The sequence below is a fragment of the Thalassotalea castellviae genome (assembly GCF_031846185.1).
In the GTDB taxonomy this organism is placed as follows: domain Bacteria; phylum Pseudomonadota; class Gammaproteobacteria; order Enterobacterales; family Alteromonadaceae; genus Thalassotalea_H; species Thalassotalea_H castellviae.
The window spans coordinates 415,241-437,761 of record NZ_JAVRIF010000001.1 but is presented as its reverse complement, the minus strand read 5'-3'; the positions used below and the strand labels follow the sequence as shown (position 1 = coordinate 437,761).

Annotated in this window: 27 protein-coding genes; 18 read left to right on the top strand and 9 right to left on the bottom strand. The window is 35.7% G+C overall.

Annotated elements, in window-relative coordinates; translation table 11 throughout:
* The 7 genes from RM573_RS01975 (at window position 1) to RM573_RS01950 (ending at window position 4,190) form a co-directional block, all read left to right on the top strand.
* On the top strand, window positions 1-738 hold the full coding sequence (locus tag RM573_RS01975; RefSeq protein ID WP_311576409.1) for a DUF6882 domain-containing protein: 738 nt from the start codon (window positions 1-3) through the stop codon (window positions 736-738).
* Entirely contained in the window at window positions 738-1,739 is a 1,002-nt protein-coding gene (locus RM573_RS01970; RefSeq protein WP_311576406.1) for a tetratricopeptide repeat protein, read from the top strand. Before RM573_RS01975 ends, RM573_RS01970 begins: the two co-directional genes overlap by 1 nt.
* The gene (locus RM573_RS01965) at window positions 1,739-2,332 is read left to right on the top strand and encodes a hypothetical protein (RefSeq protein WP_311576404.1); all 594 of its coding nucleotides are present in this window, start codon (window positions 1,739-1,741) and stop codon (window positions 2,330-2,332) included. Before RM573_RS01970 ends, RM573_RS01965 begins: the two co-directional genes overlap by 1 nt.
* A 30-nt stretch (window positions 2,333-2,362) precedes the next feature.
* Window positions 2,363-3,510 (top strand): IS3 family transposase gene (locus RM573_RS01960; RefSeq protein WP_311576401.1). Its coding sequence is split into 2 segments (ribosomal slippage): window positions 2,363-2,600 and window positions 2,600-3,510, totalling 1,149 coding nucleotides; the frame shifts between segments, so codons are not numbered across the junction.
* Window positions 3,511-3,532: 22 nt separating this feature from the next.
* Window positions 3,533-3,667 (top strand): hypothetical protein, encoded by a 135-nt coding sequence (locus RM573_RS01955; protein WP_311576398.1) that lies wholly within the window; start codon window positions 3,533-3,535, stop codon window positions 3,665-3,667.
* 12 nt (window positions 3,668-3,679) lie between these two features.
* Window positions 3,680-3,994 carry a TnsD family Tn7-like transposition protein gene (locus RM573_RS17485; RefSeq protein ID WP_432280201.1) on the top strand — a complete coding sequence of 105 codons (315 nt, stop codon included), beginning with the start codon at window positions 3,680-3,682 and terminating at the stop codon, window positions 3,992-3,994.
* 1 nt (window position 3,995) lies between these two features.
* Window positions 3,996-4,190 carry a hypothetical protein gene (locus tag RM573_RS01950; RefSeq protein ID WP_311576395.1) on the top strand — a complete coding sequence of 65 codons (195 nt, stop codon included), beginning with the start codon at window positions 3,996-3,998 and terminating at the stop codon, window positions 4,188-4,190.
* Between the two features lie 118 nt (window positions 4,191-4,308).
* On the opposite strand, the gene RM573_RS01945 is transcribed toward RM573_RS01950, so the two are convergent.
* The gene (locus RM573_RS01945) at window positions 4,309-5,046 is read right to left on the bottom strand and encodes a hypothetical protein (RefSeq protein ID WP_311576393.1); all 738 of its coding nucleotides are present in this window, start codon (window positions 5,044-5,046) and stop codon (window positions 4,309-4,311) included.
* A gap of 162 nt (window positions 5,047-5,208) precedes the next feature.
* On the opposite strand from RM573_RS01945, the gene RM573_RS01940 reads away from it, so the two are divergent.
* Window positions 5,209-5,760, top strand: a complete 552-nt coding sequence (locus RM573_RS01940) for an NUDIX hydrolase (protein ID WP_311576390.1) — start codon at window positions 5,209-5,211, stop codon at window positions 5,758-5,760.
* Here the strand turns inward: RM573_RS01940 and RM573_RS01935 are convergent.
* The 4 genes from RM573_RS01935 to RM573_RS01920 are packed head-to-tail and all read right to left on the bottom strand — an operon-like array spanning window position 5,739 to window position 10,125.
* Window positions 5,739-7,025 (bottom strand): hypothetical protein, encoded by a 1,287-nt coding sequence (locus RM573_RS01935; RefSeq protein WP_311576387.1) that lies wholly within the window; start codon window positions 7,023-7,025, stop codon window positions 5,739-5,741. The two genes, RM573_RS01940 and RM573_RS01935, sit on opposite strands and share 22 nt — an antisense overlap.
* Window positions 7,026-7,041: 16 nt before the next feature.
* Window positions 7,042-8,205, bottom strand: coding sequence for a Card1-like endonuclease domain-containing protein (locus RM573_RS01930; protein ID WP_311576384.1), 1,164 nt, complete (start codon window positions 8,203-8,205; stop codon window positions 7,042-7,044).
* Window positions 8,195-9,718, bottom strand: coding sequence for a type IV secretory system conjugative DNA transfer family protein (locus RM573_RS01925; RefSeq protein WP_311576381.1), 1,524 nt, complete (start codon window positions 9,716-9,718; stop codon window positions 8,195-8,197). The genes RM573_RS01930 and RM573_RS01925 overlap by 11 nt, the downstream gene beginning before the upstream one ends.
* 41 nt (window positions 9,719-9,759) lie before the next feature.
* A complete protein-coding gene (locus RM573_RS01920) occupies window positions 9,760-10,125 on the bottom strand; it encodes a hypothetical protein (RefSeq protein ID WP_311576377.1) in 366 nt (121 codons plus the stop codon).
* A gap of 686 nt (window positions 10,126-10,811) precedes the next feature.
* On the opposite strand from RM573_RS01920, the gene RM573_RS01915 reads away from it, so the two are divergent.
* On the top strand, window positions 10,812-12,500 hold the full coding sequence (locus RM573_RS01915) for an MORN repeat-containing protein (protein WP_311576373.1): 1,689 nt from the start codon (window positions 10,812-10,814) through the stop codon (window positions 12,498-12,500).
* 220 nt (window positions 12,501-12,720) lie between these two features.
* Here RM573_RS01915 and RM573_RS01910 read toward each other — a convergent pair whose 3' ends face one another.
* From RM573_RS01910 to RM573_RS01900, 3 genes are read right to left on the bottom strand one after another with little or no spacing between them, the layout of a single operon-like run.
* Entirely contained in the window at window positions 12,721-13,623 is a 903-nt protein-coding gene (locus RM573_RS01910; RefSeq protein WP_311576371.1) for an alpha/beta hydrolase, read from the bottom strand.
* A gap of 28 nt (window positions 13,624-13,651) precedes the next feature.
* Complete coding sequence (locus RM573_RS01905; RefSeq protein ID WP_311576368.1) at window positions 13,652-14,395, bottom strand: DUF3307 domain-containing protein; 744 nt, start codon at window positions 14,393-14,395, stop codon at window positions 13,652-13,654.
* The gene (locus RM573_RS01900) at window positions 14,395-15,033 is read right to left on the bottom strand and encodes a hypothetical protein (protein WP_311576365.1); all 639 of its coding nucleotides are present in this window, start codon (window positions 15,031-15,033) and stop codon (window positions 14,395-14,397) included. The genes RM573_RS01905 and RM573_RS01900 overlap by 1 nt, the downstream gene beginning before the upstream one ends.
* Window positions 15,034-15,250: 217 nt before the next feature.
* On the opposite strand from RM573_RS01900, the gene RM573_RS01895 reads away from it, so the two are divergent.
* Genes RM573_RS01895 through RM573_RS01855 form a run of 9 tightly spaced genes read left to right on the top strand, consistent with a single transcriptional unit; the run spans window position 15,251 to window position 21,956 of the window.
* Entirely contained in the window at window positions 15,251-15,712 is a 462-nt protein-coding gene (locus tag RM573_RS01895; RefSeq protein WP_311576361.1) for a TlpA disulfide reductase family protein, read from the top strand.
* A 1-nt stretch (window position 15,713) separates the two neighbouring features.
* Window positions 15,714-15,932, top strand: coding sequence for a DUF4266 domain-containing protein (locus tag RM573_RS01890; protein WP_311576358.1), 219 nt, complete (start codon window positions 15,714-15,716; stop codon window positions 15,930-15,932).
* Window positions 15,923-17,209: a DUF3570 domain-containing protein gene (locus RM573_RS01885; protein WP_311576355.1), complete on the top strand. Its 1,287-nt coding sequence runs from the start codon at window positions 15,923-15,925 to the stop codon at window positions 17,207-17,209. Before RM573_RS01890 ends, RM573_RS01885 begins: the two co-directional genes overlap by 10 nt.
* Before the next feature lie 39 nt (window positions 17,210-17,248).
* The gene (locus RM573_RS01880; protein ID WP_311576352.1) at window positions 17,249-18,127 is read left to right on the top strand and encodes an FAD:protein FMN transferase; all 879 of its coding nucleotides are present in this window, start codon (window positions 17,249-17,251) and stop codon (window positions 18,125-18,127) included.
* 33 nt (window positions 18,128-18,160) lie between these two features.
* Window positions 18,161-18,820: a response regulator gene (locus RM573_RS01875; protein WP_311576349.1), complete on the top strand. Its 660-nt coding sequence runs from the start codon at window positions 18,161-18,163 to the stop codon at window positions 18,818-18,820.
* Window positions 18,821-20,134 (top strand): ATP-binding protein, encoded by a 1,314-nt coding sequence (locus tag RM573_RS01870; RefSeq protein ID WP_311576346.1) that lies wholly within the window; start codon window positions 18,821-18,823, stop codon window positions 20,132-20,134. It begins immediately after the preceding gene.
* Entirely contained in the window at window positions 20,127-20,474 is a 348-nt protein-coding gene (locus RM573_RS01865) for a cupredoxin domain-containing protein (protein WP_349254877.1), read from the top strand. The genes RM573_RS01870 and RM573_RS01865 overlap by 8 nt, the downstream gene beginning before the upstream one ends.
* Window positions 20,464-21,258 (top strand): hypothetical protein, encoded by a 795-nt coding sequence (locus RM573_RS01860; RefSeq protein ID WP_311576345.1) that lies wholly within the window; start codon window positions 20,464-20,466, stop codon window positions 21,256-21,258. Before RM573_RS01865 ends, RM573_RS01860 begins: the two co-directional genes overlap by 11 nt.
* A complete protein-coding gene (locus RM573_RS01855) occupies window positions 21,258-21,956 on the top strand; it encodes a hypothetical protein (RefSeq protein ID WP_311576343.1) in 699 nt (232 codons plus the stop codon). The genes RM573_RS01860 and RM573_RS01855 overlap by 1 nt, the downstream gene beginning before the upstream one ends.
* 21 nt (window positions 21,957-21,977) lie before the next feature.
* Here the strand turns inward: RM573_RS01855 and RM573_RS01850 are convergent, their stop codons facing one another.
* Window positions 21,978-22,472: a helix-turn-helix transcriptional regulator gene (locus RM573_RS01850; RefSeq protein ID WP_311576341.1), complete on the bottom strand. Its 495-nt coding sequence runs from the start codon at window positions 22,470-22,472 to the stop codon at window positions 21,978-21,980.
* Window positions 22,473-22,521: the final 49 nt, after the last annotated feature.

Here is a 22,521-nt window from a genome sequence, read left to right as displayed (position 1 = left end):
GTGTCTAACCATGATAGTAAAATCGCTTGCGATACTCACGGCAACTCTAACGCAACTTTTATTTGCCAACACTTAGCCAGCGGAGAAGGTTTAGGTTTTAATTTGGGTTACGGCCCTGATAACCCAGACGAATTATGCCCTGATGCTTGGTGCGATAAATGTGAAGAAGTATTAGATGCTGAAGGCGAATGGAATGATAAATCAGAAGCCTTCGCTGATATAAAGGTTATGTGTGAGCATTGTTATGAGGAAATCCGCGATAGAAACTGGATTCAAGATGATGATGTTTACCACAATTTAGTCACTGAAAGTTTTGCCTTTATTGAACCTCGCCATAAAGAGTTCCTTGAAATGTATAATGTTGGCAATTACGAGCGATGGGACTGGTATCAGGAAACAGGAAGGCTTGTGTTTTCAAACAATGGTACTCCTGAATTAGAAGCAGATATTCATTTTTCGGGTTCCTATTCAACTGCGTCAGAATCATGGATGTGGGCATGGGCAAACAGTAGTTTAGATGAAAAAGTGAAAGTGTCTTCTAGGTTAATAAAGGAATTAGGTGAAGATCTTGATTTGAAACAGTTAGTAGCCGGGAGATGGATAGGGACCGAAGTTGATGGTTGGGAAATGACATCGGTTCTGGCAAAAGCAATTGATGCTATAGGTGTATATCGTACACCAACCAGCAATGGTTTTATTTATATGGCTATAACTGACGTTAGGTGGCTTGAAAAATAATGTCAGCACAATTAAAAGCTCTTCTCTCAAAGTTGGAGAGGGCACCTAACGACTTGGATTTAATCAATGATGTTGCAATGGCTTATTATCAAAATCCAGAATGGGTAAGCGATGATGAAGACCTAAAATTATTTGAGAGAGCGTATAACACTAAAAAAACTGTTAAAGCAACAAACAATCTCGCTTGGCAACTTTATTTCGAATATGGTGATACAGAACGTTCATTACAAATATTAAGCGAGTGTATAGCTCTGCACCCATCTTCCTATTTCCCATATAACCAAATCGGTTACATTCAATTAAATTTAGAAAATTACGAAGAAGCATTAAAGTATTTGAAGCTGGCTGAAGCTAGGTCAGATTCAAGGGATATTGTTAACAATATCGGTGTTGCAGCCTTTTATCTGGGCAATTATAACGAGGCGAAAAATTGCTTCTTAAAAGCATCCAACTTGAACGATAACGAAAATATTTCTTTATACAACCTAGCTATTACTAATTTAGCTTTAAAGGACTACTCAGAAACGGAAGAGCTTTTGGGCATATTAGTTAAAAACATTAGCAATGAGTTTCTTGATGTAATTTGTAGCTATGAGATCGCTTCTGTTTACGCTGAAATGGGGCAATATGACAAAGCAACTGAACTTGTCATTGAGTTAGGACTTGATGGAATCGATTTGTCTGATTGGCCTGAATTGGGCTATGCCGTTTACAAAGTTAATCCCAAACTTTTTAATGAAACAATTTCTACTTTAATTGAAGAAAGAAAAGAGTGGATCATTGAACTAGCGAATGATTACGAGGACTGGGAAGATTACACGGCAACCGAAAAGTTAGAACGCATAGTAGAATTACGAGAAGAAATTAATGTGCGTGCTGGCCTCAAATCTAAATTTGGAGTTGGTAAACCCAATACTAACCTTACATTGTTTAATGAACATTGTGGATGCCTACTATTCGGCTGTCAGACACATGGTAACCCAAAGGATGATACTATCTGATGGATGAACTGCTAAGTGCTATTGACGAACATTTTGATGAAGCCGAAGGCTGGATAAGAATAGTCGATGCCGATTGGTATGCTGATGACTTAAGGGTTACGTTGTCTGTAAAAATGCACGACGATGATCATCCTCAACTATGGGAAGTAGAATGTCTCGAAACTGTGGAAGAGCTGATTTCTTCATATGGTTCAGAGGCTTTACTGTTAACAGCCAATTCGCAAAGGTTATACCCGTACAAAGCGGAACGATTTGATATTTTCTTTTCTAAGAATGAATGTATTCCGGGTGAGCTTTTGGGCATTCTGACAAGCATCTGCGCCAAAATTTTTGGTAACATAACCTATTTACATCGGTTTTTGAATTTGAAGCCTGATGTTGATGGAATAGTTTCTGAAACTAGTGGCAAACTAGGAAATTTTCCAAAACCAGTTATGGAAGAGTTAGTTGTGAAACTTAAGGAATATCCGATAGTACTCAGCGTAATTTCGACTGGAAATCCTAAAAAGTGGAATGGCAATGAGTTCAAAGAATATCCCTCCCTTAAGTCCTTTGAAATCTGGACTTCCCAGACTTTGCTAGACACCAAATGAGTTACATTGTAACTTCAATTAGAGGTGTTTATGAGCAAAGGCAAACGGTATACCCAAGAATTCAAAATCGAAGCAGTGAAGCAAATCACTGAACGAGGTTATTCAGTTACAGAAGTGTCTGAACGATTAGGTATTTGTACCAAAACGTTATATCACTGGCGAAGTCAGTTATCAGAGAAACCTAAGCAAACCAAGTCATCAGATGAACAACTCAGGATCGCTAAACTTGAGGCTGAGTTAAAACGTGTCACGGAGGAACGGGACATTCTAAAAAAGGCCGCAAGGTACTTTGCCAGCAACCCCGAGTAAAGTACGGCTTCATCCGAGATCATCAAGATGAGTTTTCTGTCGTGGCTATGTGTCGCCTTTTCAAGCTGAACCGCAGCGGCTTCTATGCATGGTTAAAAAAGCCCTTAAGTGACAGAGCGATCGAAGATAATCGTTTGCTCAAGCTTATTAAAGAGTTCTATGTGGCCAGTGGCGGTACTTACGGCAGTCCTTGGATACACGCAGATTTACGTGAAACTGGTGAGCAATGCAGTGTTAATCGAGTAGCTAAGATCATGCGCCAGCATAAACTCAAAGCGCAAATAGGCTATGAACGTCGCCATATTAAAGGCGGTAAAACATCACGCATTGCAGATAACTTACTAGCTCGCCAGTTTAATCCTCCTGCGCCCAATCAAACGTGGGTGAGTGACATTACCTATGTGAGAACCTATGAAGGCTTCTTGTATGTAGCAACTGTCATGGATTTATTCTCAAGGCGTATTGTTGGTTGGTCGATGGATAAGAACATGGACAAACACCTGGTAATTAAAGCATTACTCATGGCTGTTTATCAACGACAACCCAAAGCTGAAGTGATGGTACATAGCGATCAAGGCAGCCAATATGGTAGTGCTGATTACTTAGCGTTTATGAAAGAACATAATCTTGTGCCATCAATGAGTCGGGCAGGAAATTGTCATGATAATGCGGTTGCTGAGAGTTTTTTTGCTACGATTAAAAAACGGATAATTAAACGCAAGATATACTCAACACGTAATGATGCGAAAGCTGAGATATTTAATTTTATAGAAATGTTTTACAATCCTAAAAAGCGTCGCTCACATACAGGCGGTGTTTCACCTGCTAAATTTGAGGAAGCGTATTTTTCTGAACTAGAAACTGTCTAGTGAAATCTGGGAAGTCCAGATAATGAAAATGTTTAGTAAAGGCCAAAGCTTACGTTCAATAGGTAGGGCGTTAAAGTTAAGCGTTGTAGCGGTTAAATCAAAAGTTGTTGCTGCTGGCGGAAAAATAAATTCACATGCTTCTAAAATATTTAAATAAGAGCGTAGGGCAATTTTACTAAAATTATTTAAAGGCATACCTACTTATGTTATCGCAAAACATTTTAAGGTCAGTGTGGGGGCGGTAGAGCAAATTTTAACTCAACATCCTTACATCGCTAGCCAAAGGCAGCACTTTCGTTTTAGAGAAAAACAACTAAAGCATCGTTCAATACTATCTGCTGCTATGGCAAAAAATCCAAATTATTCACGTACTAAGTTAAAGCTAAAAGTGAGCGCTAGTTATTTGTGGTTATTCAAGAATGACAAGCAATGGCTTTATCAAAACCTACCACCCAGCAAACTAAATAGAAAACCGGAGAAATAAAATGACTAATGAAAAAGCTGAATTTGAAACCAAGGGCACTCCTAGTGAGTTAATTTTTGATAACGGTAAAAGTTATCAAGCGAAAGATGTATTTCGTGGCGATAGTAAAGGTTTAGTCAAAAGGAATTTCCAAAAAACTAAAAAAATTATAGACGATGGTTATCAGGGGGATACGCCAGAAAAAAATAAACGTTAATATCATAATTTAAAGCAGCAAAGTTCGGCTTTGCTGCTTTCGCATAGCTAATTATTACTTTTTAAAACTGCCATTTTAATAATATAACAGTTTAAGTTACTAATACTGCCTAACTTTATTAGTTCAGAGATATCACGTTTAGAATTTTTAACTTATTGTTGTTAACAAGTTCATCATACTTTGATTGATCCATTTTCCCTTCAACATTGCCTAGTATTTGTAATTCAGAGACATCCCCCGAATTTGCATCATGTAATCGTACTTTTGTATCGTAGAATCCTGGAGGGAAATGGTAAGTATGACCTTCAAAATTAGATATTACATTTTCTAATATTTCAATTTCCATTTTTCTTGGTATTTTGGGATCTGAATAAATTGCTCCATCCTTTTCATCAACTAACTTTTTGATATCTTTTGAATCATAAACGCCTAAATTTAAATCAGAATTCGATGAGTATTTCACTAATAGGTTTAAATAATCCATTGACTCTCTAGAACTACATTTGTTTGTCCAAACTCGCTCTCCATCAAAAATAGCTTCTGGTTGGTATTGTGTTGTTATCCATTCAACGCAAAACCATTCTCCATCATCAGTACATGTTATTTCTACAGAGTCATCCCAAAATAAATGTTCCTTATTTACTTTTCTAATATAGTGAAAGCCACCTTTTTTCTCGTATGAATCCAAACATTCTGCGGGAATATCCCTTCCATCTAGGAATTTTGGCTTTTCGATCTCTGGGGGACTTATATCTGGTACAGTAGTTTTTATAATGTTCGGATTTTTTTTATTTTGTTTTTTAACAAACATATAACAAACAAATACTATTAGTACTATGGTAAGTAGCTCAATCATTTAGTCATCTTCCTTAATTTACTGTACGTCTAACTTGTTTATAGCTTAAAATACAAAAAAGCATATTATTGCTGTATATTTATTGAACATATCAAATAGCAAAATAAAAGTACATAATTTACAGCTCAACAATTTATTTACAATGACACATAAGGAGATTTAATGGCTGTATATTTAGGTAATACAGAGAAAGGCGAAATTGAAATTATTAAAGAGCAAGTTGTATATGAAAATGATTTTGCTGTAATTTATGATGATTATGTTAAATTCCCTGAAGGGGATGGTCGATATTTGCGCACTGAATGGAAAGCCCCTTACGGAGTTATGATTTTTCCTAAAAATTCTCAAGGGGATATATTGTTAATTAGAAATTTTAGACATGAAAATAGAAGTTGGACGTGGGAAGTTCCTAAAGGTTTTGGGGAAATAGGTTTATCTTCATTAGAGTGTGCAAAAAAAGAGTTGGAAGAGGAAACAGGTTTCGAAGGGATTAACTGGAACAAGCTTAAAACATTGAAAAACTCTGATTTTGAGACTCATATTTATAATGTTACGATACTTCACAAGAAAGAACAAAGCACTCCAGAAGTTGGTGAGTCTATCTCAGAAGTGCGTTTTTTTAGTAAAAAAGAGTTTCAATCATTAATTTTTAATGACGAAGTCTCAGATCCAATTACTTTGTTTTTTTTAAGTTATTCAATGATGGAAGAGTAAATCACTTCATTATTACTTGCCGTGGCACTCAATTTAGCATCAATTTTATTGGTATTAATTTTAATTTCTTTATTTAATAATGTTTTTCCCTGAGTTTTTTCTTTTTCGGAAAGATATCCATGACTATCAAGTTTCTTACTTGCAAAATAGTTAATTATTCCGTAAATACTTCCAAGCCCACCCATATCAACTAATAGCCCTAAAACTTGATTAGCCCCATCATTTGTGTGTTTGATAGCTTGAAGGTTTTTTCTTATAAATGATTGTTTTCCTACTTTTTTTCCAAGAACTTTACTCAGAATATGCTCATTAATTACCTGTTGGTATTGAGATAATGAGACCATTGCATCTTGTTGCTCTCTTTCCGTTGATACACCGCCTGTAATGTACCTTTGATATTTTTGATACTCTCCCGTATTTCTTAGAATAAGGATATCTTCAGCCGTCAAAATTGATAATGCGTGTTCATAAACGCTTAAGTCGTCCATTAATGATAAGTCTAATTCGAATCCTGTTTTTTCAGCTTTACCTGTTTTAGGCGCTCGACTAGCTAAAGTAAAGCTTTCTTGATGTACAGGAGAATAAATTGGATTGGCGTCTAATACAGTCGGTATTCCAGTGATATATGGTGCATCAGCCAATTTCATTATATTTTCTTTATGTGTTTCCCAAATATTACCACAACCTAAACTATTTAAATCAGATTTAAGATCTATATGAAGGAATTGCCTTGAGAGGCTTTTCTTCTTCTCATATTCAATATTGATCCTTTCGGTTATAATTTTACTCGCATCATCTCCAAACAGCTTTTTGGATTTATCATTATTGAAAATATCAATGGTTTTAGATGTGAAATTTTGAGCTAGATCTTTGAAGCCATACTCTACTATGTTGCTATTTTGTTGGAGCAATTCTAGTTCCCCATTACTCAAATATGATTTATCAGAACCCGCAGTTTTATTCTCCCTATAAAACTCATCTCTTAAGTCTATTAAACTTGGGTTATAGGATGAACTAGCATCATTTCGTAACGCAATACTTAAAAAATCAGGGGAAATAAACTGCTCAAAACCTTCATTATCTATGATTAATTGCCTTAAGTTAGTACAGTTTAAGGCTTGGGTGTCTGAAATCATTAACCTGGAGTTAAACAGTAACCCATGTTTAAAGTAAGCTTCAAAAGAGTTTTTGTATTCAATATTTGATGCGAGAGGGAGCGCTACTTCTGCAAGCATCCAATACGAGTCTTTGGCATTATTTTTCAAAATGATTTCCTATATTTTATTGTTTATTATTTTGTAACCAGTCATTCAATTTGTTTTTTAAATTAGACAAAGCTATTCCACTAAATATTTCGACATTTAATTCTTTAGCTCTTGCTAATTCACTTTTATTTAATGGATAAAAAGTAACTAGAGCTGCCTTGCACTTTAGTCCGCCTAGTCGCTCTGCTAGAGAATCTATTTTATAAAGCATGTTGGAGCCATCTCCATTTTTGAACTTTTTAGTTTTACACTCAATAACATGAAGTTTATTGTTTACTAGTGCTACCACATCTAATTCATTCTTAATCGTTTTGCCATTAATAGATCGTTCAATTTCCAAACTATGACCATCATCTTGTAGTTCAGGTATTTCACTACTTAAGCTACGGATATAGCTAAAGGTGATCTCTTCAAGCCAACCACCATTAGCAAAAAAACGCGTTTTTTCGTTTTGAAAGTGTACTGCTTTATCTTCAACTTTAATTAGGTCTAATGTTTCTAAGTCATTAAGTAACCATTGTAATGATTCATCATTTAGCATCACACTGTCTTGCTCTTTGCTTACAAATGTATCGTCATGGGTAAATTGTGCAAGGTAATTGAGTTTAGCTAAACCTGTTTGTAGTTTGTCAGCTTGTTTAAGCCAGTTCTCGCCAATAGCTCTTAAATCAGCAGATATACCATTTTTATTTTGCTGTGATGTTAATGTACAGCCATTAACCGAAAGGAATTCATGTAATTTAATTTTGTCCGCAACGGGTGTTAGTTTTTTGTTTTCAGGTGATAGCCAACAAAGTGCATCGTATTTTGGTTCAACAATATAAATTTGGGCATCATAAGCTCTTGCGACTTCATAAGCGGCTAGTATTTGATAACGAGAGCCATTACTTGCATTTAGCCATGTTTCACTTGGGTGAGTAGCTTCATGCTCGAATAGCTGCATGAAGTTAAATTTAATTTCTTCAGTATTAAATGTTGTTGGTAACAACCATTTATCAACTTTATAGCCTCTGGTTTGAATCACTTTTTTAAGTTGTTCAACTTGCTCTTGTTGATACTGTTCATGAGCAATGATTACTCTATCACTAGGGATAACTTTATCAATAATTGGTGTGAGGTTCGCTGTTGGGTCATCACCAATTAAACAAATGTGAGTAACTTGTTTTTCGTTAATCTTCATTTTTTTTACCACTATATTCTTGCCAAGGCTTTAAAAACTCTTCTAACTTCTCATTTACCTTTTTTGGTGACCTTAGGTTTATATTCGGAATGCTTGGACTGTTCTTCTCTTTAGATATTATGGTCTTTTTTACTTTCGGCCTTACATATATTCTTTGAGGATGAATAGGGACAAAGCCCTTTGCGTCAATTGCACTATGAAAAGGGTTGTTATTAAACTTACCTGAGAATGTGTCATCTTGCAGGTAGTTAGGTTTTTGTGCGATAACTGCTTCATCGTCAGCCAACTGCAACAACATTTCGTCTCGGTCCAAATCGAGTAGGTCTGTTACTTGGTTGTATCCGGTAATATTTGATATTTCGTCACAAGCCAGCTTATTTGGAAAACCAAAAGCTTGTATTGCTTTACAGTTGTTTAATAAGGTTTGCCAATTGTCAGGGTAGAGTTGTTTAAGTTGATTAATGTCTTGCCAAAATGTCCATACTTGCATGCCATAACCACGCAGTAATGTTATAGATTGCACTAATTCTGTTAAGTGTCCTAGTTGTGCTGCTTCATCTAACATCATTAAGGTTGGTTTGGCAGGAGAGCCTGGGCGCTTTAATATCAATCTAATTAATGTTCCTATCCATAAGCGCAATAACTTTCTGTGTGTATACAATTTGTCAGGAGGTAAAACTAAGTAAATAGTCATTGGTTTACCTGATATAAAATTAAGTAATGAAAAGCTTGTGCTCCCTATTGAATCACCAACAGCACCTTTTTGAATATGTTGTAAATGTTGCTTAGCTGTTGTAACTATACTGGCAACAGTATTACCTGCGGCTGTATCTAAAATTGATGAGTATCCATTAAATAAATTGTCAGTTTTTTTATTTAAAACAAAAAATAATTCTCGTAATTTTTTTTCGCTTTGGTTGAGGTGGTCTGCAACTTTATCTAAGTGCCTTTCTTCGTTACCATCGATAGCCACTACACCAATTAAAGCTGCAATAACTCTATGCGCAGCGTGATCCCAAAAAAGGTCTTTTCTATTGGTTTCTTCAACTAATAAAGCTGTTAACGCGGAACATTCGTCTAACATTGAAGGCATCGCATTTTTATCGATAGAGATTAAATCTAAAGGATTTAAACAATCTTTCTTTTCGGCATTGGCTACATTGAAGGGGTCTATAACTACAACCTTTTGCCCCATTTTCTTCCTATGCTCTGCTGTAACAGCATAGTTTTCACCCTTGGGATCAATAACAACAGCTTGTCCTGAATAATGGAGCAGGTTAGGGATAACACAACTAACGCCTTTGCCTGTACCTGTTGGAGCAATTGTAACCACATGACCACCAGACTCTAAAATTACAGGATCTAGGAAGTCACTTGCTGGAATATTTGCTTGATTTGTTTGCTCACCGTAGTTAAAACCTATAGGCAACCGTTGGTGTTCGTGTTCTAAAGACCAAGCCAACAAAAGACCATCGTCATTTAGCGATTTGGGAGGGAGAAGTGGTGCTGGCATGATTGTCCTTTTTTATTTTAGATTGAGAGTAAGTCGTTAGCTCACTTCATTCGTTCTTTAATTTTTATTATGTACAACACTAAAAATACGGCAGCGAAAATATACATGAAAAGGAAAAAACCGCTGGTGGTATCGTTATTTTTTCCGAACCTATCTTCATAATATAAAAAGTCGGGTATTTCATTACTTGGCCTAAGGAGGTTGTAACAGCCAGGGACAACAAGAATTGCGGCTGTAATAAATGCAGGTTTCATTGATTCGAAAGCGGCTTCAAAAGAATCGGAAAAGCTTATTTTTTTACTGGTGAAACCTAGAAGTCCCATTACGAAGCTTAATACAATTCCGAAAATGGTGCATGCTAAGCCAATCAGGGTCAAACCAAGAAATAAACTTAAAATCGAAATCACACTTAAATCCCTTTAATATCTTATACATTTGTATGAAATTTAATCTTAAAGTATTTAGGCTAACATTCAAGCAATTAGAGCAATATTACGTGAATTCTAATAGGGTGAATAAGTCACAAACTTTATTGAATTTTCATGTGGTAAAATACTCAGCGATAGAAACTTAATTCAAATTGTGTGTTCCTGTATTCCTTTGTTTTTAGAGGCTAAGTCACAAACTTTATTCGAGCACGACAGTTTTGGCGATCAACAATTAAGATTGTGAACGCTGCAATTAAAAATGTGAATGCAATTAAGATTGTGAACGCATAAATAAGAAAAAAGCGAACCAGAGATGGTTCGCTTTTTTAATCTCAAGTCTATTTAGATATTTCATTTTTTAGCTCTTTTAGTTTGCCACATAATTTATCAATAAAATGACATACACTTTCAGTCGCATTTTCAAACTCCGAGAAGTCCAGTCCATAACACCACTTTTATTGCAATAAAAAGATAATGTTCCTTTGGTCTATATGGACAACAGACGTTGTGAAATTTTATCGTAAGTTACATAAAGTGATTTTGCCGAGTTTATGTTTAAATCGATTTTTACTGGTTATTTTACTTCAACCGTCTAGTATAAATTAAATACTTTAGGGCTCGTTTTGGGTTGTAAAACTATATTTTAAATTAACTTGGATAATTTAATGAAAACAATACCTTTATTTCTGTTCTTATTGGCTCTTATTCCCTTGAAATCAAATGCAGTAGAAAAGCAATTTGTAGATATTAGAGAAAATATTACGTCAAAAGAATTCTATGTAGGTTTAGTTTCAAGACAGAATTATAAGGATATAAATGGTGACGAAGTCAGTAGTTTGTCAGGTCATGCATTCGTTGTCATAGGCCGCCCAATAAACAATAGAATGACTATTCAAGAAGTTATTGGTTACTACCCAAAATTAGATGCTGAAGTAATATCTTCGATTGTTGTACCTACAGAAGATGAATTAAGAAACGATTGGTTCAATGGTTCCTTAGACTCTTCATTAAATCAGTTGTTTTTTCGAGTTGATGAAAATCAATTAAAAAATGCAAAGAAGACTATAAGTGGTTTTTATAATGATGGTGATTATTCGCTTGGTTCAAGAGACTGTTTAAGCTTAGTGATGAACGTTGGAAAGTCTATCGGTATTAAAATGCCGCTAAGGTATTCAAAACCTTGGTTCTATACAATTAATCAACCATTAAAGTATTTAGATTACTTAATTGAATTGGCTAAATCTAGGACTGACGATTATAACTTTCAGTTGGAAAACGGTAATAATGTGCAATTGAAAGAACAACCTTGGGGTACAGAAACCCATATTATCGACTCTAAAACCACAAACATTAGAACTATAAATTTCAGTGGTACGGATCTAGCTGAAGGATTTCAATTTAAAGGTGAAATCTACGAGAATGGAATGCCAAAAAAAGGCAAAATTTCGTTTAATGACCAAAAGTCAATAAAGAAAAGTTGGAAAAAAAATCAAACCCCTTTTACGGATTTAAAAATATGGTATCGGAATATATCTGAATCAAACCGACAAAGGACGATTGACGGTCAGTATTCACCTGAGTTCGGAGTTGGCGATGTAACGATCGATAATGAAACTTTCTTGTATGAAGGGGCTGTTTTAGGTGACCCTCAAAAAGGTAAGTATAAATTACATGGTATGGGGGCTTATACTGTTAAATCCAGTAAAACCAAATACATTGGTTATTTTGAAAACTCGGAATTTATGTTTGGAAACATTTTATATACTGACGGAACAATTTACGAAGGGGAGCTAAAAGATGGCAAGTACCAAGGTTATGGGTCCTTATATTATCCTAACCAGTCTTCAGTAAGAGGATACTTCGATAAAGGTAATCTCAAACCAAAGCATAAAGTGAAATCAAGGAGAGGAAATACTACAAGAACGGCTACACATTATCCTTCTTTTTGTAAAGCAGATGATAGTAATAAATATCGTTGCACAAAAAGAGTAACTCTTTCAGGAAATAAAGTTAAAACGAAAGGAAAGTTATCCAAGAAGAAATATAATGGATATGATTCAAATTTAAACCTTAGTTATAAATTAGCTCTTCAAAGAGTTCGAAATGTAGAACCGAAATTGATCTACAATGATTCAACTAACAAATTAGCAAAAATAACTACTAACAGTAATTTATTTAAAGCAATCCAACACAGAGAATTAGATCCTTCAGAGTTATTTAAGGCAAACCTACATCAGTATTCAGTAAACATTGATCAATACAAAGAAAAACCAAAAGTTAAAAAAGATAAATGGGTTATGGAATTTTCATTTGGGGAAACACAAATCACAACCCATGAGAAAACAATAAAATAGCTACATAAATTAAAATGAGGCGAGCTGCTTTCAATTTGACTCGTTAGTGTCCCATTACTAGTTAGGAATGTAGTGATATAACGATTTTGGCCCCCTTAGTTAAGCATGATAGTTGTTGTCGTACTCTAATAAAGTCTGTGACTCATAAAGATTTGAAAAGGCGGGCCATTAGGCTCGCCTTTTTGATATCGATTTGCCTATTGGTTTTTATACTTTGTGGCTATTTTATTTCATTAGCCGTTTTTATCGGTGGTTGAAATAACCAAAGGGCTGCGGCGGAAAATTGTGTACGCCACATTGATTCGTGATGTTTGCCATGGGCTACGGTGCTGAATATTAAATCAGCATTGGAGTTTTCTGTATTTTGTGTCTTCAATTGTGCTTTAACTTTGTTAAAGTCTGACAACATTTCACCGCCTTCTGCTTCGCCCATTAGAAAGAAATATCGTTGAGGTAGTTCAATAGTATGTTGTTGAAGAAAAGTAGTTATGTCAGAGGCAATCCAATAAGAAGGCGAGAAAACCCCAACATTACCAAAAGTTAGCGGGTGTTTTAATGCGGCGTAATGGCTGGTAATACCGCCAAGTGAACTGCCCATAATGCCGGTGTTATCGCGATCTTTAAGAGTATGAAAATGTTCGTCTATATAAGGTTTTACTTGATTGACGATAAAGTCTAAATAGCCATCTGTTTCTGATTTTCCATACTTGGCGTGGTCCCAAGGATTCAATTCGGTAATGCGTTTATCTTCGCCGTTATCAATGCCAACAACAATTAACTCTAACTGATGAGTATGCGCTAGCGTATTAAGTGCTTCGTCAACACCCCATTCGCCGCTGTAACTGGTAAATTCATCAAATAAGTTTTGCGCATCGTGCATGTAAAGTACCGGATAACGTTTATTCGTCGTGTTGTAGTTTGGTGGTAAATATATTCGAAGGTTACGGCTGCGATTTAACGCTGTCATTTCTAAGGTAATTGGGTTTTGCACATTGTCTGCGGCGGTATGTTGTTTTTCGTCTTGTGGTTTTGGTGTGACAGAAAGAGAGGATACATACCAACCAAGCGCAAAGGTTAGCGCTAAGATGAAAAGGGCACTGATGGTTTTTTTTATTGTTATCATAGAGTTTGTAAGTTCCGTATCAAGTAAGCTATAAAGCGAAATATAATTGTTGCGCATTCCAACCAATGAACAAGGCAATGGCGTAACTGAGTAAGGTACCAAGCATCATATATTCGGTTAATTTCATGTCTTTGTTTTTCGTTAAGTCGCCAAATCTGAAGATGGTTTTGGTTGCGACTAAAAAGCCAATACCGGCAAATTGGCCCATAAAGATAAATGAAATGGCTAAACAGCGTTCAAAGTAACCGATCCATGCTCCTGCAGATACTAAACCAAGTTCTTGATTTTCACTGTGTTTGATTAAACTATCGGTATGTTTTTTTAACGCAAGAGAGATGATGACCGAAGCAGGTTTACATGCAAGTAAATAAGATATTGCGATGATCATATTTTGGGTACTAAATAAGTTGGCGGTAAAAGTTGCCACTTGTTCAACCGTGAACCCTGAGAAATAGAGCCATATTAAAATGATAATAATTAGGTGAATGCTTTGCTCAATTAAAAAGTAGCTGAGGTTTTGCTTTTTATGTGGCTTGAATAGATCCGTTATTAAATGTGAAAGTGAGATGAAACTAATGGCGATTATTGCTGGCAGTAACGGATAGTCTGTGAGGAGAAAAACTACCGTATTAAGTATTGTGTGTATAAGAATATGACTTAACAACCTAATCGATTTTAAATGATTTTCACTTTTACGCTCAATCCACGCGGTTGGTTGCAAGTAAAAATCACCAATAAAGTGAACAGTAAGTAATAACAGTAATAATTCCATTAGCGCTGCCTTTGCAGTTGCATGACTTTTTCGTTAATAACTTCCATATAATCTCGTACAAGAAAAGCGCCTATGTTAGCTAGCCTGTTACTGATGTTTTGACGTGTTGTACCGGTAATTTCGGCTAACTTTTTATGTTCAGCGAAACTGCTTTCTATGTATTGAAATAATAATTCGGCTTGTGTTTTAGTCAGTCTATTTAGCAAATGATTTAAAAATTGGGTTAATAGGTTTAATTCGTATGTGTGAGTTTGTTGAGCAAATTGTATTGATAATTCACCACGTTGTGTTTTTGCTAAGCCTCTACCTGACTGTATAAAAACCTCCCCTGAGGAAGTGTTTGGTGTTTCTCCGTAAATATTATGATCACCAAATGCTAACGATAACGTACATTGAATAGGCTTAGGTGAAAAACTTGATAAATGTAACGCCAGTTTAAGTAAAAGGGTACTTTTTAACGCATAAACCGGGTTAGGATACTGAATTTGAAATTCATCTCCTCGATATATTTCACCAATCGCATCATATTTTTCATTGGCTTCGTTTAATAAATTTTTAAGACTCTGAATGACATTTGCATAGGTTTTATTTGTCATTTTTGTAGAATGTACAAGGTCTCCTGTTAATACTGCAATCATCGTTATTTACTCATGGTTATCTCTCATGCAACTATATTTGATTGCTAATACAGATGCAACCTTATTTAATTGCCTTGTTATTAGCAATTGTATTTGGTTGCTTTTAGTGGCAGTAAAACTATCAGTTTTTTTCATTTCAAATTTAACAACGTTTCTTAAGAGTTTCTTAAGGAAAGTCACTTATCGTATTTAAAATCAGTTTTTCCGTAGGTGAGCGATGAAAAGAATAATCAGCTTTGTCACTATTACAGTTCTCTCCATGCCTTGGGTGAATGCAAATGAAATCAAGCCAGTGAATTTGCAAGATATTGTTAATAAAAATGCAGGTTATGTTATTTATTTAGATTTTTGGGCATCTTGGTGTGTACCTTGTCGAAGATCATTTCCTTGGATGAATGCAATGCAGCAAAAATACGGCAAAAAAGGCTTTAAGGTGATCAGTGTTAATCTGGATGCTGAAAAGTCACTTGCTGAAAAGTTTTTAGCACAAAATCCCGCCACGTTTTCTGTGTTGTATGATCCTAAAGGGAATATCGCAACACAAATGAAATTAAAGGGAATGCCAAGCAGTTTTATCATTAACTCAAAAGGTCGGGTAATAAGTGCGCATGTCGGCTTCACGGAAAACAAGAAATCACAATATGAGCAAGAAATAATTAGCTTAGTGCAAGGGGATTAATATGCATAAATATAAAATATTACTGATTGTTAGCGTCACTCTTTTAAGTGGTTGCTCTAGCCTTGGTGTACAGCCATGGCAAAGAGACTTATTGGCGAAAAAAGAAATGGCTTTAACCAGTGCTCCAATTGATGCTGCACTTAATGATCATATCTATTTTAGTAAAGAGGCAACAAGTGGTGGCCGTAGTTTTGGTGGTGGAGGTTGCGGATGCAATTAAAAAATAAAACAAAGCCTAACTTAAAAGTACTGTTAAGCACTGCAACTTGCGCGTTATTAGGTACTGCTTCGCAGGCTTCAACAGAAGAAAGCTGGGAGTTTGATACCGCAATTATGCATTATGCTGAAATTGACCGAGTTTCTGCAACCGAAGCGATTATTGCCGGTAAAAAAACATTTGCTAATGATGAAGTGCTTAATCTTAAACTGACTGTTGATGCGTTAACTGGGGCATCTCCTAATGGTGCAACGGCACAACCCACGGCACAAACTTTCACACGACCTTCAGGTAATGGACAATATGTTGTAAACGCCGGAGAAACTCCGTTAGATGATACTTTTCATGACACGCGTGTTCAGCTTACTGGCCAGTGGAGCCAACCATTATTATCTGATTATGTGGTAAGTGTCGGTGGTAATTTTTCGAAAGAATATGATTATATGTCTGCTTCCATCAACGGAAATTTAGCGAGAGACTTTAATCAAAAAAATACTACCTTGTCGGCAGGTATGTCATATGCTTATGATGTGATTGAACCTGAAGGTGGCTTACCAACGCCATTTTCTTCAATGGTTATTGGTGACTCAAATGAGTCAGGGTTTGATGAAGCGTTTAATCACACACGAATGGGGAGTGATGATTCTAAAACAACACTTGATTTATTATTTGGTGTTACACAAGTGATCAACCGAAATATGATTGTTCAGTTGAATTATTCATATTCAACGGCTAGTGGTTATTTAACCGACCCATTTAAGGTGGTGAGTGCCATTAATGCCAGTGGTGTCGCGGAAGATTATATATATGAAAACCGTCCGGATGAACGAACTAAACATTCATTTTTTGGCCAAACAAAATATCATTTTGATACAGGAATATTAGACGCAAGTTATCGGTTTATGACCGACGATTGGGAGATTGATTCTCATACCGTTGATGTCATGTATCGAATTCCATTTGATAATGGGCATTACATTGAGCCTCATCTAAGGGTATATACGCAAAGTGCCGCTGATTTTTATCAACCTTTTTTCAGTGATGATCAGATCATGCCGCAATATATCAGTTCTGATTACCGTATCGGCGATTTAGACACTTACACGGTTGGCATTAAATATGGTTTACCTGTTGGCAATGGAAATGAACTAGCTTTTCGGTTGGAATATTATCATCAAACCCCTAAAAATAATGGTATAGAGGCCGTTGGTGTATTAAATGATGTTGAGTTATATGAGCAAGTAGATGCTATAATTGCACAGGTAACTTATTCATTTTAAGCGAGTTTCATGAGGAAAATAGCTAAACCGAACAGAATTGTGAAGTGTAAATCCCGCGCGGAGGGGTTTACGCTTTCTTTTTTTTCAATGGCAAGTACTTGTGAAGTGTTAATTGATACTGATGATAAAGCGTTGGCTATTAAAATGGGTAATATTGCCGCCAATGAAGCGTGGCGTATTGAAGATAAATATTCTCGGTATGATCAAAACAGCTTGTGTAGTCAAATTAATAACAACGCAGGAACGCAGATTGAAATAGATGAAGAAACCTTTAATCTGCTCAGTTTTGCTCAACAATGTTATGACATTAGTGACGGTGCTTTTGATATTACGTCAGGTATTTTACGTAAAGTTTGGCATTTTGATGGCAGTGATAACCTACCCAGTGCAGAAAGTGTTGCAGCTTTATTACCTTATATTGGTTGGGAAAAGGTTACTTTTTCTCATCATTATATCCAGTTAAAAAAAGGCATGGAAATTGACTTTGGTGGCCTAGGTAAAGAATATGCGGTTGATCGCACGGTGTTATTGTTAAGCCGTACTGCCGATATTCCTTTTTTAGTTAATTATGGTGGTGATTTAGCGGTTAGCGGACAGAGAAAAAATAATGAAGCATGGCAAGTTGGTATTGAACATCCTGCTTTTAACGCAAATCAATCATCCATAGTTACTTTATATAATGGTGCAATAGCCACCAGTGGTGATGCTAATAGGTATTTATTAAAAGCAGGGCACAGATATAGCCATATTTTAAATGTTACGACTGGTTGGCCGGTGGAAAAACCGCCAAACGCTATCACGGTGGCAGCTCCTAAATGTATTCAAGCTGGCTTTTTAGCAACATTATCATTATTACAAGGCGAAAATGCGGAAACGTTTCTTGCAGAGCAAGGCATTACACATTGGTCGATACGTTAATAATTACCACCTTAATATTGGGAAAGCTACCAAATGAGATTACTGTTAATTGAAGATGATACACAGCTTGCTAAAGGCTTGTCTGAGTCATTAAGGCACGAAAGCTATAGTGTTGACACGGTATTTAATGGAAATGATGGTTTATTAGCAATTAAAAGTGGTGATTTTGATGCGGTGATACTTGATTTAGGTTTACCTGATATCGATGGTTTAGCGGTTTTAAAACAAGCGAAGAATATCAACAAGGCACTGCCAGTTCTCATTTTAACCGCGAGAGATGGTATTGAAAGCAAAGTAAAAGGCCTTGATTTAGGAGCAGATGATTACTTAGCAAAACCTTTTAGTATTGCTGAGCTCCTCGCAAGGTTGCGGGTTATAGAGAGAAGAATAGGAACGCACACTTCTTCGATTATCGAACATCATGGTATTGCTCTTGATACTCAAGCTCATACGATTGTTCATGATGGAACCGAAGTGAGTTTTTCACGTAAAGAATACATGATCATGAAGTCTTTATTGGAAAATATTGGAAGAATTCAATCAAAAGAACAGTTAGAAAGTAAACTTTACGAATGGGGTGAAGAGGTTGCTTCAAATACCATTGAGGTTCACATTAGTAATATTAGAAAAAAATTACCCAAGGCATTTATTAAAACTGTCAGAGGAGTCGGTTACGTGGTGAGTAAAGCTTAAGTGAGCGTTCAACGTTATTTGTTAATTGTGATTTTGTCAGTGGTTACATTGGCATCTTTTGCGGCTGCCTTGCAAGGGTATAAAGCCAGTAGAGAGCGTCTTACGCAAATTTTTGATGAAGAAATGAAGTCTTTTGCGCTGGCTTTGATGAATAGCCCTATAAAATTAGGCGGTCAACAAACAACGCTACCTTCCACATTTGCTTATCAGGTGTTTGACAATAATTCATTATTATTAAAAAGTAATAATGCGCCCGATAAAGCGATGACAACGAATAACCAAGGCTTTGTAGACGATAATTTTTTAAATAAAAGATGGCGTGTTTTTGTTTTAGTGAATAGCAATATTAAGGTCATTGTTGCACAAGCGATAGAACAAAGAGTTGAGTCGGTAGAACATGTTTTATTAGAAGCGATACTGCCTATTGTTTATGTGATCCCCATAATAGGATTAGTGGTGTTTTTTGCGATAAACCGAAGTTTAAAACCACTGAGTTTATTATCGAAACAGCTTAAACAAAAAAACGTTAATGATTTGACCCCAGTAAAAGTAAATGAAAACTCTGCTGAATTAAAGCCGATAGAGCAAACTCTGAATTTATTACTAGAGCGTTTAGATAATGCTTTTGAGCGAGAAAAAAGATTATCTGCTGATGCCGCTCATGAATTACGAACGCCAATTAGTGTCTTGAAAATTACAGCACATAATTTATCTGTTGCCTATCAAGCCAATAATATTAGCCAACAACATATTGACGAATTAAATGATAATACACTGCGTATGGCACATGTTATTGAACAAATTATTACGCTTAATAGAACAACACCTGAAAATTTTTCACAGAATACCGCTCTGGTAGATCTAAGAGAATTATTACAAAAAGTGATTTCGGATAATTACGAGAAAGTTGATAAAGTAGGACAGTCTATTGCCTTAAATGCTAAAGCTACGCCATTTTATGGTGACGCATTTTCACTGGAAATACTTTTTGATAATTTAATTAAAAACGCGAATAAGTACAGCGGCGATAATAGCCAAATAATGATTTCAATTTACACAACGGCACAAAGGATTGAAGTCATTGTTGAAGATTCTGGGATTGGAATTTCGCCAGATAAACTCGACAAAGTTTTTCAACGCTTTTATCGAATAAAACAACATGCTGAAACGGGGAGTGGCTTAGGATTATCGATAGTAAAGCATATCGTTGACCTGCATCATGGTGAAATAGCATTAACTCAATCTCCACTAGGAGGACTTAGTGTTTCTTTAATATTTCCTCAAAATATTAACCGCGGGGCTGGTCATGTTTAAGAGCACTAGCTTAATTATTGGTTTTTGTATGGTACTTTTGCCGTTTACGTTATTAGCAAAAACTAAAGAGTTTTACTTAACCATTGAAAACCATATTTTCTCTCCTTCAGAGTTAACTATTCCTGCAAATAGCAAAGTAAAGTTGATTATTTACAACAAAGATAATGTTTCGGAAGAATTTGATAGTTTTGACTTAAACCGAGAAAAAGTCCTTTTTCCCGGTCGAAAAACAACTATTTTTGTCGGTCCTCTTTCACCGGGAAGGTATGAGTACTTTGGTGAATATCATCCCAATATTGCCAGAGGAGTCATTTTAGTGGAGGTTAATAATGCTAATTAATACCGTTATTCTCTTTCTAAAAGATTTACTGCCAATTTTTATCTTATTTTGTTTACTTAAAGCGAATCTGGCTAATATGCAGCTTAGTAAACGCGCTATTGGCTTAATTTTTTTAGCCAGTGGGATCGGTATCTTTGCCACGTTTAAATGGTTGCCATTTATAAGCGAATTATGGGGCGGGGCAGGCATAGAAATACTTACAACCTTTGAAATTTTATTGGTATATCTGGCTTTAGGCACTACCGCTTCGTTTGCGATCAAAAATCAGCCGCCAACTTCTCCGCAACTTTATATTGTAGCGGCGGCCTTTGTGGTGTTTGTTGTGTTAAATACCAGCACTTTTATTGTTTTTTTAGAAAGTTACTTGAGCAATAGTGAATCAATCAATATTGTCGTTGCGGGATTAACCATTGGGTTTGGTATTTCCTTAAGTTTTAGTGCGTTATTGTTATTTTTATTATTGTGGTTGAATAAAAAAAACTACCGTGGAGTTACGTATACTTTTTGGACTCTCTTTCTAACTGGACAACTCTGCGAAGTTATCAACTTATTGCAACAAGTCGATATTGTTAATATGAGTGGGGCATTATGGGACAGTTCAAGCTTTATTGAAGACAGTTCGGAGTATGGTCACTTATTAAATGCACTTGTAGGTTATGAAGCACAGCCTTCATTTGAGTTTATCTCGTTATATAGCCTGAGTTTATTCATGCTTACTAGTTACTTTTATTGCTATGCACACAGTAAAACGGATGAATCTATAAATAATAGAGTGGGGAATTAATGATGAACTATCGATTGCTATTATTGATCTTACTAATAGGCTCAAAAGTGGTTTGGGCAGATGGTATCGTTGTTGATAAAGTTTATCATCCTTATGTCTTACCCAATGAAAAAGAGTTTGAATGGCGGTTAATGTCACGACAAACAGAAGATAATAGCTTGTTAGGACAAAGAATTGCTTATGGACAATCTGTGAGTGATTCTGTTGTCGTTGAAGGCTATTTGGTAGGGGAAAAAACGGTTGAAGAAGATTTTGATTTACAAGCATACGAAATAGAAGTGCGCTGGATGCTTACCGAACAAGGAGAGTTGTGGGCTGACTGGGGGATGTTATTTGAAGTTGAGAAAATGCATTCTAGCAATGACTGGGAAGTAACGACTGGCGTTTTATTTGAAAAAGAGTTTGGCCGTACTAGTCTTACGATGAATTTGTTTGGTATTTATGAATGGGGCGACAATATACAGGACGAAGTCGAAGTTGAGTTTAGAATGAAATATCGCTACCGCTGGATCCCTCAAATTCAACCTGCGATTGAAATTTACACCGGTGAAAACTTTGTTGGAATTGGACCAGCATTTATGGGGATTCAACGATTTGATGGACAAAAACAATTAAAATGGGAAGCGGCCTTTATCTCCGAAATTTCAAATGCAGGCAAAGATCATACGTTAAGAGTGGCACTTGAGTATGAGTTTTAAACAAAGCAGCTTTTGGGGCATTTAATCTTGTATAAAATCCTCAAAAAACCAAGCAGCGAATTCATGTCTACCTTCAACATTCGCCTTACTATAGATAGTTGAGGCTTGTTGTCTAATTGTTTTTTCTTTGGTGTTTCTCACAGCACTCATTTCTTTAAAGCTGAGGCCTTTTAATAGCAGCATAGCGACTTCTTGTTCACTTGAGGTCAGTGCCCAACGATCGAATTGATTTTGAATAATGGCACTGTATTCATGACGAGCATTTTTCATTTCATCAGAAATATTTCTTAACTTGTCATCAGATAAATTTAACTCTTTCTTTAAATTAACAATATTAGATGTTCTAATTTTCATATCTCTAATTAAAAATAATGCACCTATCGCAGAAACAACAACAATTAAACTCTCAGAAAAAATATGCCATAGGGGCACACCTAATGAAATATCTGTTAGTACATCAAAAAAATTTAAGATCATTATGAGTAATAAAATTATTGCTATTACACCATCTCTCATAGTAAAACCTTTATTTAACAATTATTTAAAATAACAATAGACATTTGTA